This is a genomic window from Pseudomonas sp. UYEF17 (assembly GCF_040546125.1).
Lineage (GTDB): Bacteria > Pseudomonadota > Gammaproteobacteria > Pseudomonadales > Pseudomonadaceae > Aquipseudomonas > Aquipseudomonas putida_Z.
In genome coordinates this window covers 456,636-470,365 of record NZ_JBEPNE010000003.1, presented here as the reverse complement: position 1 = coordinate 470,365, position 13,730 = coordinate 456,636, and the positions used below count along the sequence as shown (strand labels likewise).

Below are 13,730 nucleotides of genomic sequence, written 5' to 3'. Positions count from 1 at the left end.
GAGCGGCGTCATGTGGGACTTTTTGCGCATCCCACATGACCAGGCAAAGTCCGCTTATGAATCAAGCAAAGACAAAGTACTTGCGCACGGTCTCGACCACTTCCCAGGTACCTTTCATCCCCGGTTCGATCACGAACACATCACCCGCTTTCAGGTGCTTCGGCTCTTCGCCTTCCGGGGTGATGATGCAGTAGCCATCGAGGAAGTGGCAGAACTCCCACTTCTCGTAGTTGACCTCGAACTTGCCCGGGGTGCAGATCCAGGTGCCCATGATCTTGCTGCCGTCGGCCGACAGATAGGCGTTGAGGTTGACGGTGTGCGGATCGCCGCCGATGCGCTTCCACTTGGTGGCGTCCACGACCGGCGTCGGGCAGGTTTCGCGCAGGACGGTGATGAAATCGGACATGGCACAACTCCTGGTGACTGGCTGAATGACTCGTCACCATAGGGCCATCGGCCGAGCCGCAGTTGCCTGGGCTCGACGTCCAGCTGTCTGGTCGCGCTATGTCAGGCGGTTGACCTCGACGGTGATGTGCGCCAGTTCCTCGTGTACGCCCAAGGCCTGGCGCACGCTGTCGGCGCTGAGTTCGGCCCGGGCGGCCAGGCCGAGAATGCAGGCGTACTGGTCCTTGCCCACGCGCCACACGTGCAGGTCGGTGATACTGGCCGGCACCGGCAGCTGCGCGACCACCGCGCGGATTTCTTCCACTACCGGCGCGTCCATCTCCGCATCCAGCAGCACCCGCCCGGTATCGCGCAGCAGCCCGCGGGCCCACAGCGCCACCAGCAGCGCACCGACCAGGCCCGTGACCGGGTCGAGCCAGCCGGCGCCCCAGTACTTGCCGGCCAGCAGGGCGACGATAGCCAGCACCGAAGTCGCGGCGTCGGCCATCACATGCAGGTAGGCTGAGCGCAGGTTCAGGTCGTGGTGATGGTGGCCGTGGTCATGGTGATGGTCGTGGCCATGGTGGTGATGATCGTGATGGTGATGGTCGTCGCGCAGCAGCCAGGCGCAGATCAGGTTGACGGCCAGGCCCACGGCGGCGATGAAGATCGCCTCGTCATAATGGATCGGCCCCGGTGCCAGCAGGCGCTCCACCGACTGGAATGCCATCAGCCCGGCCACGCCCAGCAGCAGCAGGGCGCTGGAGTAGCCACCGAGAATCTCGATCTTCCAGGTGCCGAAGGCAAAGCGCCGGTCGCCGGCATAACGCCGCGCGGCGGCATAGGCCAGCAGCGACAGGCCCAGGGCCAGGGCGTGGGAGCTCATGTGCCAGCCGTCGGCCAGCAACGCCATGGAATTGAAGAACCAGCCCCCGGTAATTTCCGCCACCATCATCACCGCGGTCAGCCACACGGCCAGGCGCGTCTTGCGCTCGGCGCCCAGGTTGCTGGTATGGAACTGGTGGCTGTGCTGCCAGCGGTCTGAGGTTTGTGTCGCCATGGTTTATCATGCTCCCGGAACGTCGAGAAATATACTATACCCCAGTATACCTAGCATGGTGTGAAACCCAATGGCACATACCCTGAAGAGCAAGAAGCAGCTGCTGACCCGGGTGCGCAAGATCAAAGGCCAGGCCGCCGCCCTGGAGACAGCGCTGGAGCAGGACAAGGACTGCCTGGCGATACTGCAGCAGATCGCCGCCGTGCGCGGTGCGGTGAACGGGCTGATGGCCGAAGTGATGGAAGGGCATATCCGCGAACACCTGGTGGCGGACGGGCTGAGTGCCGAGGAGCGGCAGGACGAGGCGGACAAGGTGGCAACGTTGTTGCGGTCGTACCTCAAGTGAATTAGGTGGGTAGGCACGTCCCAGCAATTTGTGCACCACTGCTGGAGTCCGGGGGCCGCTCTGCGGCCCTTTCGCGACACAAGGCCGCTCCTACAGGGGCCCCTATACCCCCAGGGGGTATGATTACGCCCACCAGTACCGCACAAAGTGGAAGAACACCGGCGCGGCAAAGCACACCGAATCCATGCGGTCGAGCATGCCGCCGTGGCCTTCGATCATGTGCCCCCAGTCCTTCACCCCACGGTCGCGCTTGATCGCCGACATCACCAACCCGCCGAAGAAACCCATGGCGTTCACTGCCAACGCCATCAGCGCGGCCTGCCAGAAGCTGAACGGGGTGATCCAGCACAGCAGGGCGCCGATCAGGGTGGCCAGTGCCACGCCGCCGGCCAGGCCTTCGACGGTCTTGGATGGTGACAGGTTGGGCGCTACCTTGTGCTTGCCGAACAGCTTGCCGCACACGTACTGCAGCACGTCGCTGATCTGCACCACCAGGATCAGCCAGGCAATCAGCAGCAGGTTGCGGCCCTCGTAACCCGGGATGTCCAGGGTCATCAATGCCGGTACCGACGACACGCAGTACACCGCGATCATCAGCCCCCACTGCACCTTCGAGGCGCGCTCGAGAAAGCGCGTGGTGTCGCCGCCGAAGCTGGCCAGGATCGGCAGCAACAGGAACAGGTACACCGGGATGAAGATGCTGAACAACCCGTACCAGTCCATGGCGATCAGCACGTACTGCACCGGCAGCGCCACGTAGAACGCCGCCACCAGTGCCGGGTAGTCGCTGCGCCGGGTCGGGGTGAGCGTCATGAACTCGCGCAAGGCATAGAACGATACGCCGTAGAACAGCACGATCACGCCGTACTTGCCGAACAGGAAGGCGATGCCGATCACCAGTACCATCACCCACCAGGCGTTGATGCGGGCGTTGAGGTTGTCGATCACCGCGTGCGGTGCCGGGCCGGCGCGCCATTTGAGCAGGCGGCCGATCACGCTGGCGAGCAGCAGCAGGGCGCCGATGCCGGCGAACAGGGAAAGGGTGTTGTCGTCCATCTCAGGCATCCTTGGGGGCCAGGTTCAGCAGGGCCTGGCTGGCCCGCTCGAGAAAGGCTTGCTTGCTTTCATCCGCCTGCAGGTGCAGCGGCTCGCCAAAGCTCAATGTGCACAACAACGGCAACGGCAGGGCGCGACCCTTGGGCATCACCCGGTTGAGGTTGGCGATCCATACCGGCACCAGTTCGACTTCGGGGTTGGCTGCTGCCAGGTGGTACAGCCCGCTCCTGAACGGCATCAGCGGCTCGTCGCCGAGATTGCGAGTGCCCTCCGGGAAGAAGATCAGCGAGTCGCCCTGGGCCACGGCTTCGAGGATCGGCTGCAACGGGCTGCCCTGGCCGGCGCTGTGTTGCCGGTTGATCAGCACACCATTGAAGACCTTGCGGATGAGAAAGTCGCGAATGCCCGGCTTGGCCCAGTAGTCGGCGCCGGCTACCGGACGGGTACGCTTGCGCAGCGGTTGCGGCAGCGAGGCCCACAGCAGTACGAAGTCGCCATGGCTGCTGTGGTTGGCGAAATACAGGCGTTGCACCGGCAGCGGCGTGCAGCCCAGCCACAGGGCGCGGGCGCCGGTGATCAGGCGGGCGGCGGACGTGATGAGGTAGGCGGTCAGGTTGGCGAGCATGGATCGGTAGTCATCCCTTCAAAGGCAGTGTCAGCAGGGTAGCCAAGGCCAGCGACAGCTGCAGGCCCAGGCACACTGCCTGGCGGCGTAACAGGGCCAGCGCGGCCTGGCTGCGTGCAGGCCAGGCGCGGGAATCGGTGGCCTGCGGTTTGAGCTTCAGCTCGAACAGGGCGTGGTCCAGGGCCTGGGTGTCCGCCGCCAGGTCGCGGCTGGCGGCGAGGCGGGCGAACAGTTCGGCATCCAGGGCCACGCGAATGGCCCAGTACTTGTGCAGCACGCCTAGTACCAGCAGCGCAATGCACAGCAGGCTGGCCAGTGGTTGCAACTTTGCACCCAGCAAGGGCGCCAGGCCGTAGGCCAGGGCCAGCAGGGTGAGGCCGTCCGACAGGCGTTCCAGTTGTTTGCCACGGCCCAGCAGGCTGGCCACCACGTACAGCGTCATGGTTGTGTCCCTAGCTGTTGCAAGGCCTGGCGGTGTGCGCTGTGCAGGACCACGCCGGGGCGGGCCTTGCGGATCAGCGCCTCGGCTTGGCGAGCATCAGTGCAGCGGCCCGTGAGCACCAGCCAGGCGGCCACGGCGCTGGCACTGCGCGAATAGCCCAGGGCGCAACAGACCAGCACCGGGCCTTGGGAGCGCAGGCGTTCGATGGCGATGGCGGCCTGGTGCAGCAATGGGCTTTCCGGGGCGATCAGGTCCAGGGTAGGAAAACATGCGTAGCCAACGGCGGACGCGACCTGTGTAGGAGCGGCCTTGTGTCGCGAAAGGGCTGCGAAGCGGCCCCAGATTTTCAGCTTCGCAGCAGATATTGCTGGGGCCGCTTCGCAGCCCTTTCGCGACACAAGGCCGCTCCTACAATTGTCCGCGCTGTCCTGAACATGACACGGTAGCTCTGCGCACAAATCGACCACCGCAGCGAACTGCGCGCCACACCCAGGAATCCGCCCGAGGTAGACGCCATCACATACTTCATCGGCCTGCGGGTGCCGCCAGGTCCACAACCGCGAGTTGACCCACGCCCCCACCAGATAAGGCGCCAGCAGCCAGCTGGCTGCATTCGACAAGCGCCCATCGGCGCCTTTCTGAAACCCGCCCGCACCGAGCACGCCATAGTTCAGCGCCACCAAAGCCAGCGACACGGCCGGCCAGCTCAACCACAGCCAGGCGCCGCCCAACGCAACGGCAGGCACTGCGCACAGCAGCCCACCCACTGTATAGAACAACGCCAACCGCCAACGCTTGGCATCCCGCACAAGGCGCACCCGCTGCCAGGGCAGCTGCCCCCGATATGGCCACAACCAGACGCAGACGAACCCCGCCAATGCCCCGGTCGGCACGTCGATGAAATGGTGCTGCCAGGTGGTCAGCACCGACACCCCGATCAGTGCCATCCAGCCATGCATCAGCCAACGCCAGGGCTGGCGCTGCACGTGCCGGGCAAACATCGTCCAGATGATCACCAGCAGGGCAATATGCAGTGAAGGCGCCTGGTTGAACGGCTTGTCGAAGCCCATCAGCACATCGAACATCCAGCCGAACACCCCGCCCAGTTCCGGCCGCTCGAAGGTGAAGCGCAGCGGCCAGAGCAGGAAGCAGCTGACGCTGATCAGCTGCGCGGTGAGCAGCGCCAGCGCGTGCCGGTCCATTTCCTGGCGCGTGCGCGGCAGCAGGAAGGACAAACCGTAGAGCAGGTCGATCGACCAGTACGGGATGATCGTCCACGGCCACAACGGCATGCGGCTTTCCCAGCCGAACACCAGGCTGCCGACATCACTGCGCCCGGCCGTGTGGTTGTTCGCCAGCCCGTAGCTGAGGAAAAACAGCGGCCCCAGCAGCAGAAGCCAGAAAACGCCCCGGCGGATCAGCCCGGGCTCGCGTGATGGGCTCATTCAGCGCACCCGTTGTGCCAGGCTGACGCTGAAAATGCCCCATTCATCGATGCGCTGGGCCAGCTTGCGGAACCCCGCCGCCTCTACCAGCTGGTCCATTTCGGCCTGGCTGCGGCGGCGCATCACCCAGGCCTCGCCGCCGCGATGGCTGGTGAGGGCGCGGGCGATCATTTCCAGTTGCGGGTGCCACGGCTGGCCGGTGTAGACCAGGTAACCGCCATCTTCCAGCGCATCGGCCAGGCCGGCCAGCGAGTTGCCTACCAACTGGTTGCTGGCGAACAGTTCGTACAGGCCGGAGACCACGGCCAGAGTCGGTGGTTGTTCCAGGGTGGCCAGGCTCTGGCGGTCGAAGGCATCGCCCTGGACGAAGCGGGCGATGTCGGCCAGGCCCTTTTCGGTAATCAGTGCGCTGCCTTGCTGCACGTTCAGTTCGCTGTAGTCGCGCAGCAGGATCGAGTCCGGCAGTTGTTCGAGTTCCTGCAGGGCCTCGAGGATGTAGCGGCCATGACCGGCGGCGATATCGACGATGTGCACCGGCCGCTGCTGTTCGCGCAGGCGGGCGATGGCCAGGCGCAGCAGTTCCTCTACGTGCAGCTTGCGCTGGCGGATGCCGCGCCAGCCGATGGCGTCGAGGTAGTTCTGGTCGACCAGGCGGCCAAGTTTGCCTTTGCCGGTCGGCTGGTTGCGGTACACGTAGTCCAGGGTACTGCCCGAATCGAAACCGGTATCGAAACCCAGCTTCACACCTTCGGACAGCCCCTTGCCCAGGTGCAGCCCGGCGCGGGTGGCACGCCAGTAAAGGTCACGGGGCGAGTTGCGCGGCAGCGGTGCGGCCAGGCTTTCGGCCTCGGCGCAGGTGGCGCCGGTCTTGTCGGCATCGAGCAGTGACGGCAGGGCGGCGGGGCTGGCGAAGCAATGTTCGACGAACCGCTCGATACGCCGCAAGGCCTGGGCCCGATCACGCTCGCCAAGGGTGTCGTGAAAGAAGCCTGGCAGGATGTGCATTTCCTTGCGCGCACTGCCCAGGCGTTCGAAGAAGCGTTCCTGCGGCTGGCGTTCGACCACGAAGTCGGCACCGGACACCAACAGCTGGGTCGGCAGCTGGATGGCCTGGGCATCCGCCACCACCCGGTCGGCGGCTTCGTACAGGCCGAGCAGCATGGTTACCGAAATCGGCCGGCTGATCAGCGGGTCGGCCACATACGACATGACCCGTTCGGGGTCGTGGGTGAGCAGGCGAGGCTTGACGTAGCTGTTGACGAAGAAGTTGCCGCGCAGGGCCTTCAGCAGTTTCAGGCCGGGGCGGGCGAACGGCACGTACAGCTTTACCTTGAACGCTGGCGAGGCCAGCACCAGGCAGCGCACCTTCGGCGCGTAGTCGTGGGCCCAGGTGGCGACCAGCACGGCCCCGACGCTCTGCGCCAGCACCACCAGGTCCTGTTCGGCAATGCCATGGCGGGCCTGGATGTGCTCGATGAAGGTCTGCACGTCGCGCACGCTGGTGGCGAACCCCGGGCTGTCGCCGCGCGCGCCCGGCGACTGGCCGTGGCCACGGGCATCCCAGGCGAAGAAATCGTAGCCCGGCATGTCCAGCTCATCGGCCAGGTGGGCCATGCGCCCGCCGTGTTCGTGGCCGCGGTGGAACATCACCACGGCCCGGCGTGGTTGGTGTTGGTTACGGGTGGCAGGCCAGTGACGGTAGTGCAGCTCGACGCCGTCATGGGTGGAGAAGTGCAGCGCTTGCGCTTGGCGCATGGTCGACATCCTTTTACGACGGCAGTGGGCTCAGCGGGTTTCGGCCAGCCCCTGGCGAACCCGGTTGTAGAGGGTATAGAGCGAGAGTGCGAGGATGACCAGCAACAAGCCGTTGATCCAGGCGCCGTTCAGCACGCCGAAGGCGACGCCGGTACCCAGCACGCCGAAGGCGAACGCCCGGTCGCTCTTGCCCATGGGGCCGTCGTAGCGCCGTGAGGCGCCGGCCAGCGGGCCCATGACACCGGCGTATTCGCTGAAGGTGGCGCTGAGCACCACGAGTACGACCAAGGTTGGCGATACACCCGCCAGCAGGGCGAAGGGCAGGTACAGCGCGGCATCGGCGATCACATCGCACAGTTCGTTGAGGTAGGCGCCGAGGGTGGATTGCTGGCCGAACTCCCGGGCGAGCATGCCGTCGACGGCGTTCAGTGCCATGCGCAGCAGCATCCAGACTGGAATCAGGATGAACAGCCAGGTGAGATGGGGCAGGGCGGCCAGCAGCAGGCCCAGCATGATCGACAGCAGGGCGGCGGCGACAGTGACCTGGTTGGCGGTGACACCGCGGTCGTAGAGACGCTGGACAGCAGGGCGGAGCATGGCCTGGAAGCGCGGTTTGAGCTGGTAGATCGATGCCACTGGAAAGTCCTTTTCGGTGGTGCGATGGGAGGATTGTGTGCGAGCGGCCGAAAAAATGCACTTACTGTGCACGCGATCGATGTAGGAGCGGCCTTGTGTCGCGAAAGGGCTGCGCAGCAGCCCCGGCAATTTCTGCTGCAACGCTGAAAATCTGGGGCCGCTTCGCGACCCTTTCGCGACGCAAGGCCGCTCCCACATCGACCGCATGGGCTTCAGATCATGCGCAGTGCAGGCAATATACTGATCGCGTCAGCGGGTGAGGGTGGTTACCAACCCTGCGGCATACCCCGGCAATGCCGCAAAATCGCGTGCACACACCAGCAACCGGCGATTGGCCCATGGTTCCGTCAGCGCCACCCAGTGCAACGGCAATACCCCTTGCCAACGTTTCACCGCAGCCAGCGGCACCACCCCCACCCCGGCCCCGCCCGCAACCATGCGGATCACGCCATCGAACCCTTCGGCACGCACTCGAACCCGCATGCGCCGCCCCTCGCGCAGTGCCTGCTCTTCCAGGTACAACGCCAGTGCACTGCCAGCCCCCAGGCCGACATAGCCATGGGCCAGGCTATCGATGAAGCTCGGCGCGACCTCGTTGGCCAGCGGGTGGCGCTGCGGCGTCACCAGGACCAACGGGTCTTCGCGAAACGGCCGGGTCTGCAGGTGCGCGCTGGGTGCGGCGGTCGAAACGATGCCCAGGTCTGCCATGCCCTGGGTAATCGACTGCACGATGCGCAGGCTCGGCAACTCCTGCACGTCCACGCTGACTCCAGGGTTTTCAGCCAGGTAGCCGGCCAGCAGCTCTGGCAGGTACTCCGTGAGTGCCGCCGTGTTGCACAGCAGGCGCACCTGGCCCTGCTGCCCTTGCGCGTACTGGCCCAGGTCGAACTGTAGGCGCTCGACCTGCTGCGATATCAGCCGGGCATGCTGCAGCAGTGCCTGGCCGGCCGGAGTTGCTTGTACGCCACGGCGGTTGCGTTCCAGCAAAGGGATGCCCAGCGATGCCTCCATGGCGCGGATGCGCGCACTGGCTGCTGCCAGCGACAGATGGCTGCGGCTGGCACCGGCGGTGATGTTGCCGCACTCCAGGGTGTGCTGGAACAGCCTGAGGTCGATCAGGTCGAAATGCATGTGGCTCTGTCCTGGCAAGAGTCTGGCTGAGTATATGGCAGATTTTCACCCCGGCCGGCGCACGCCATCATCGGCCCATGAATACCTTGCTCGCTTTCTACCAGAACATTGGCCCAGCGCTGTCGCTGCTGGTGGTACTGACCTTCCTGCTGGCCGGCGCGGTGAAGGGCGTGATCGGCCTCGGCCTGCCGACAATCGCCATGGGCCTGCTGGGCCTGGCTATGTCACCAGCGCAGGCTGCGGCATTGCTGATCGTGCCGTCGACCCTCACCAACCTGTGGCAGCTGGCCAGCGGTGGGCACCTGCGGGGTTTGCTGGCACGCCTGTGGCCGATGCTGGCGATGATCTTCGTCGGTACCTTGCTGGGCAGTGCCTGGCTGGGGATCAACAGCGGCCCTTGGGCCGCACATGCACTGGGCGCGGCCTTGATGGTGTATGCGCTGTACGGGCTGGTCGGCCCGGGCCTGCGCCTGGCACCGAGGCGGGAGCCTTGGCTGGCGCCGCTTTGCGGGCTGGTCACGGGCGTGGTCACGGCGGCGACCGGGGTATTCGTGATACCGGCTGTGCCCTACCTGCAGAGCCTGGGTTTGAGTCGGGATCAGATGATCCAGGCCCTGGGCCTGTCGTTCACGGTTTCGACCCTGGCCTTGGCCGTTGGCCTTGCCGGGCAGGATGCCCTGGGTGGCCAGGCACTGGGTGCTTCGCTGCTGATGCTGGCGCCGGCCTTGCTCGGCATGCTGGCCGGCCAGTGGCTGCGTCAGCGCATCAGCGCGCTGCTGTTCAAACGCTGCTTCTTCATCGGCCTGGCCGCACTCGGCGGCCATTTGCTGATCAGCGGTTAGCGCTTGATGCGCTGAGCATGTCGATCATCTGGATGTCGAAGTCGCGTTCCAGGTAGTCCATGCGTTTTTCGAAGAACGCTGTCATGTGCGGCAGGGCCGAATGCACATCCAGCGCGGCCTTGTCGGCCCAGACCTCGAAGAACACGAACAGGCTCGGGTCCTGCTTGTCGCGCAGCATGTGGTACTCGATGCAGCCCGGCTCCTGGCGGCTTGGCTCGACGTAGGCGCGGAACAGGGTTTCGAACGCTTCAGCCATTTCCGGGCGGGTCTTGGCTTTGAGGATGAAGGCGTACTGCTCACTCATGGGTCGCTACTCGTTGATGGGAGGTGATGCGATTCTAAGGCAATAATGTATTGTTCATTCGTGACTTCAGGTCAATTGTATTTTGCCTATGCATTACTGTATCCCGCGCCCGCGAGCCCCTAACCTGCCGGCCTGAATTTTCCGCGAGGCCCGCATGAAGAAGATCCTTTTGCTCAACGGTGGTAAACAGTTCGCTCACTCCGACGGTCGCCTCAACGCGACCTTGCACGAAGCGGCCATCGCTCACCTGGACCGGGCCGGTTTCGATGTGCGCCACACCTTCATCGACGGCGGCTACGACGCCCGGGAAGAGGTGGAGAAGTTCCTCTGGGCCGATGTGGTGATCTACCAGATGCCCGGTTGGTGGATGGGCGCGCCATGGACCGTTAAAAAGTACATCGACGAGGTGTTCACCGCCGGCCACGGCAGCCTGTATGCCAACGACGGCCGTACCCGTGCGGACCACTCGCAGAAGTACGGCAGTGGTGGCCTGGTGCACGGCAAGCAGTACATGCTTTCGCTGACCTGGAATGCACCGCAGCAGGCATTCGACGACCCGAGCGATTTCTTCGAGGGCAAGGGGGTGGACGCGGTGTACTTCCCGTTCCACAAGGCCAACCAGTTCCTCGGCATGACCGGGCTGCCGACTTTCCTGGCAGTGGATGTGATGAAGCGGCCGGATGTGCCGGCTGCTTTGGCGGCCTATGAGGCGCATCTGGACAAGGTGTTCGGCAAGGCACAGTAAGGTTTTCTCTGTGCCGGCCTCTTCGCGGGCTTGCCCGCTCCCACAGGTACTCCACAGTCCTTGAAATCTGTGTGATCCCTGTGGGAGCGGGCAAGCCCGCGAAGAGGCCAGCACAGGCACCGCTGGACTTGGCCTCGACAAGCGGCTATCTAATCCCTGCAGAGACCAACCACAGGCGCAGATGTGAAAACCCGATCCGAAGAACTCCAGGTATTCGTCACCGTCATCGACTGCGGCTCGATTTCCGCTGCTGCCGAGCAGATGGGCCAGACTCCGTCCGCCGTCAGCCGTACCCTCTCGCGCCTTGAGGGCAAGCTGGGTACCACGCTGGTCAACCGCACCACTCGGCGCATGGACCTGACCGAGGAGGGCCGCTTCTTCCTCGAACGCGCGCGGCTGATCCTGGAGCAGATGGACGAGATGGAAGAGCGCCTGTCGATGAACCGCCAGACCCCCACCGGGCGCCTGCGCATCAACGCCGCCGCGCCGTTCATGCTGCACGCCATCCTGCCGTGGATCGGCGAGTTCCGCCGCCAATACCCTGGCATCGAACTGGAACTCAATACCGACGACCTGATCATCGACCTGCTGGAGCAGAGCACCGATGTGGCGATCCGCATCGGTGAACTGGCCGACTCCAGCCTGCACGCGCGCAGCCTGGGATGCAGCCCGGTACAGGTGCTGGCCAGCCCGGCCTACCTCGAGCAGCACGGCACGCCGCAGCGGGTCGAGGACCTGGCCAACCACTGCCTGCTTGGCTTCAGCCAGCCCGAATCGCTCAACCACTGGCCACTGCGCCATGCCCAGGGTGACCGCTGGAGCATCCGCCCGGCGCTGATCGCCTCCAGCGGCGAGACCTTGCGCCAACTGGCGCTGGCCGGCGAGGGCATCGTCAGCCTGTCGCACTTCATGACCCACGAGGACATCCGCACCGGGCGCCTGCAAGTGCTGCTGAGCGAAGCCAACAACGGCTACCGCCAGCCGATCCATGCGGTGTACTACCGCAACACCCAGCTGGCGCTGCGTATCCAGTGCTTCCTCGATTTCATCCAGCGCAAGTTGGCGATGTACGCCAGCTGAGTTGCCTGAACGCGACAGATCCTGTCCACAGGCGGCGAAACTTCCTGCGGTTGATTGCACAGTCGAAGCGCTTCGGCCTTACTGACTGCTCAACAAAAACAACACCAAGGAAGTGTCATGCGTATTGCTCCGTTCCAGTACCTGGCTCTCGCAGCCGCGATCCTGAGCTGTTCCTCGGTTCATGCCGCCAACCTTGAGGGCGGCGCGGTGGCCGCGCCCGATCAATATGGTGCACAGGTGGCCGCCGACATCCTCAAGAAAGGCGGCAACGCGGTGGATGCGGCAGTGGCCACGGCTTTCACCCTGGCGGTGACTTATCCCGAGGCCGGCAACATCGGCGGTGGCGGGTTCATGACCCTGTTCGTCGACGGCAAACCCTACTTCCTCGACTACCGCGAAGTCGCGCCCCAGGCCGCCACGCGCAACATGTACCTGGACGAAAAGGGTGAGGTCATCGAGAACCTCAGCCTGGTCGGGGCACGCGCTGCTGGCGTACCGGGCACGGTGATGGGGTTGTGGGAGGCGCACCAGAAGTTCGGCAAGCTGCCCTGGAGCGAGCTGCTGACCCCAGCCATCGGCTATGCGAAAAACGGCTTCAAGGTGGCCGCAAAGCAGTACCAGTACCGCAACGATGCCCAGGGCATGTTCAAGACCGCGACCAATTTCAACGACTACTTCGGCAACATGAAGGTCGGCGAGCTGTTCAAGCAACCGGAAATGGCCCAGACCCTGGAACGCATCGCCGACAAGGGCGTGAGCGAGTTCTACCAGGGCAAGACCGCCGACCTGCTGGTGGCGCAGATGCAGGCCGACAAGGGCCTGATCACCAAACAGGACCTCAAGGACTACAAGGCCGTTTGGCGTGAGCCGATGGCTGTGAGCTGGCGTGGCAACGTGGTGTATACCGCGCCACCGCCAAGCTCCGGTGGCGTCGCCCTGGCCCAGCTGCTGGGCATCAAGGAAAACCGCGCGGCGGACTTCAAGGGTGTGGCGCACAACTCGGCGCAGTACATACACCTGTTGGCCGAGATCGAGAAGCGTGTGTTCGCCGACCGCGCCGATTACCTTGGCGACCCGGCCTTCACCAAAGTGCCAGTGGATCAGCTGGTGGCCAAGGATTACCTGGCCAAGCGCGCCGCGCAGGTCAACCCGAAGGCCATTTCCGACACCGACAAGGTCAAGCCGGGCCTGGAGCCGCACCAGACCACGCACTTCTCGATCGTCGACAAGCAGGGCAATGCGGTCAGCAACACCTACACCCTCAACCTCGACTACGGCAGTGGTGTGGTGGTGAAAGGCGCCGGCTTCCTGCTCAACGACGAGATGGACGATTTCAGCGCCAAGCCGGGTGCGGCGAACGCCTTTGGTGTGGTTGGCGGCGATGCCAATGCCATCGCCCCGGGCAAGCGCATGCTGTCGTCCATGAGCCCCAGCCTGATGACCCGTGATGGCAAGGTCGAGCTGGTCATCGGTACCCCGGGTGGCTCGCGGATCTTCACCTCGATCTTCCAGGTGATGAACAACCTGTACGACTACGACATGCCGCTGGACAAGGCGGTGGCGGCGCAGCGCGTGCACCATCAGTTGCTGCCCAAGGACACCATCTACTTCGACAGCTATGCGCCGCTGACCGGGCCGGTGGCTGATGAACTGAAGAAGATGGGCTATGTGCTGGAGGACCAGGGCTGGGAAATGGGGGATATCCAGGCGATCCGGGTTGATGGGACGAAGCTGGAGACCGCTTCGGATCCGCGTGGGCGTGGTGTAGGGATGATCGTCAAGTAATACCTGTTCCATCGCTGGGAGGGCTTTACCCTCCTTTCGCGACACAAGGCCGCTCCTACAGGAGATCGCGGTCCCTTGTAGGAGCGGCCTTGTG

General features: G+C 64.5%; 15 protein-coding genes. 5 read left to right on the top strand and 10 right to left on the bottom strand.

Translation table 11 applies throughout. The annotated features are described in order from the left end of the window. Positions 1-61 precede the first annotated feature (61 nt). Together ABIB24_RS07535 and dmeF are read right to left on the bottom strand one after the other, a co-directional pair. A complete protein-coding gene (locus tag ABIB24_RS07535) occupies positions 62-406 on the bottom strand; it encodes a cupin domain-containing protein (RefSeq protein ID WP_003258412.1) in 345 nt (114 codons plus the stop codon). Between the two features lie 96 nt (positions 407-502). Continuing rightward, positions 503-1,444, bottom strand: coding sequence for a CDF family Co(II)/Ni(II) efflux transporter DmeF (gene dmeF, locus ABIB24_RS07530; RefSeq protein ID WP_137162424.1), 942 nt, complete (start codon positions 1,442-1,444; stop codon positions 503-505). A 70-nt stretch (positions 1,445-1,514) separates the two neighbouring features. Here dmeF and ABIB24_RS07525 point away from each other — a divergent pair, with 70 nt between their 5' ends. Next, positions 1,515-1,790 carry a metal/formaldehyde-sensitive transcriptional repressor gene (locus ABIB24_RS07525; protein WP_003258414.1) on the top strand — a complete coding sequence of 92 codons (276 nt, stop codon included), beginning with the start codon at positions 1,515-1,517 and terminating at the stop codon, positions 1,788-1,790. A gap of 123 nt (positions 1,791-1,913) precedes the next feature. Here ABIB24_RS07525 and ABIB24_RS07520 read toward each other — a convergent pair whose 3' ends face one another. From ABIB24_RS07520 to ABIB24_RS07490, 7 genes are all read right to left on the bottom strand, one after another. Next, positions 1,914-2,846, bottom strand: coding sequence for a phosphatidate cytidylyltransferase (locus ABIB24_RS07520; protein WP_137162423.1), 933 nt, complete (start codon positions 2,844-2,846; stop codon positions 1,914-1,916). A gap of 1 nt (position 2,847) precedes the next feature. Then, positions 2,848-3,471, bottom strand: coding sequence for a lysophospholipid acyltransferase family protein (locus tag ABIB24_RS07515; RefSeq protein ID WP_025340660.1), 624 nt, complete (start codon positions 3,469-3,471; stop codon positions 2,848-2,850). Positions 3,472-3,481: 10 nt separating this feature from the next. Continuing rightward, positions 3,482-3,913 (bottom strand): hypothetical protein, encoded by a 432-nt coding sequence (locus ABIB24_RS07510; RefSeq protein ID WP_137162422.1) that lies wholly within the window; start codon positions 3,911-3,913, stop codon positions 3,482-3,484. Further along, positions 3,910-5,358, bottom strand: a complete 1,449-nt coding sequence (locus ABIB24_RS07505; RefSeq protein WP_354316259.1) for a dual specificity protein phosphatase family protein — start codon at positions 5,356-5,358, stop codon at positions 3,910-3,912. The genes ABIB24_RS07510 and ABIB24_RS07505 overlap by 4 nt, the downstream gene beginning before the upstream one ends. Continuing rightward, positions 5,359-7,113: a bifunctional alpha/beta hydrolase/class I SAM-dependent methyltransferase gene (locus tag ABIB24_RS07500; RefSeq protein WP_289514454.1), complete on the bottom strand. Its 1,755-nt coding sequence runs from the start codon at positions 7,111-7,113 to the stop codon at positions 5,359-5,361. Positions 7,114-7,143: 30 nt separating this feature from the next. Further along, on the bottom strand, positions 7,144-7,749 hold the full coding sequence (locus ABIB24_RS07495) for a CDP-alcohol phosphatidyltransferase family protein (protein ID WP_354316257.1): 606 nt from the start codon (positions 7,747-7,749) through the stop codon (positions 7,144-7,146). 249 nt (positions 7,750-7,998) lie between these two features. Beyond that, complete coding sequence (locus ABIB24_RS07490) at positions 7,999-8,880, bottom strand: LysR substrate-binding domain-containing protein (protein WP_274079094.1); 882 nt, start codon at positions 8,878-8,880, stop codon at positions 7,999-8,001. Positions 8,881-8,957: 77 nt separating this feature from the next. Between ABIB24_RS07490 and ABIB24_RS07485 the strand changes: the two genes are divergently transcribed. Next, positions 8,958-9,722 carry a sulfite exporter TauE/SafE family protein gene (locus tag ABIB24_RS07485; protein WP_137162419.1) on the top strand — a complete coding sequence of 255 codons (765 nt, stop codon included), beginning with the start codon at positions 8,958-8,960 and terminating at the stop codon, positions 9,720-9,722. On the opposite strand, the gene ABIB24_RS07480 is transcribed toward ABIB24_RS07485, so the two are convergent. Then, entirely contained in the window at positions 9,712-10,026 is a 315-nt protein-coding gene (locus ABIB24_RS07480) for a putative quinol monooxygenase (protein ID WP_003258316.1), read from the bottom strand. The genes ABIB24_RS07485 and ABIB24_RS07480 overlap by 11 nt on opposite strands. A gap of 154 nt (positions 10,027-10,180) precedes the next feature. Here ABIB24_RS07480 and mdaB point away from each other — a divergent pair, with 154 nt between their 5' ends. The 3 genes from mdaB to ggt all read left to right on the top strand — a co-directional run bounded on the left by mdaB (position 10,181) and on the right by ggt (position 13,636). After that, positions 10,181-10,771: an NADPH:quinone oxidoreductase MdaB gene (mdaB, locus tag ABIB24_RS07475; protein WP_274079095.1), complete on the top strand. Its 591-nt coding sequence runs from the start codon at positions 10,181-10,183 to the stop codon at positions 10,769-10,771. Positions 10,772-10,954: 183 nt separating this feature from the next. Further along, positions 10,955-11,851, top strand: a complete 897-nt coding sequence (locus tag ABIB24_RS07470; protein WP_061303631.1) for a LysR family transcriptional regulator — start codon at positions 10,955-10,957, stop codon at positions 11,849-11,851. A 117-nt stretch (positions 11,852-11,968) separates the two neighbouring features. Then, complete coding sequence (gene ggt, locus ABIB24_RS07465; RefSeq protein WP_025340650.1) at positions 11,969-13,636, top strand: gamma-glutamyltransferase; 1,668 nt, start codon at positions 11,969-11,971, stop codon at positions 13,634-13,636. Positions 13,637-13,730 lie beyond the last annotated feature (94 nt).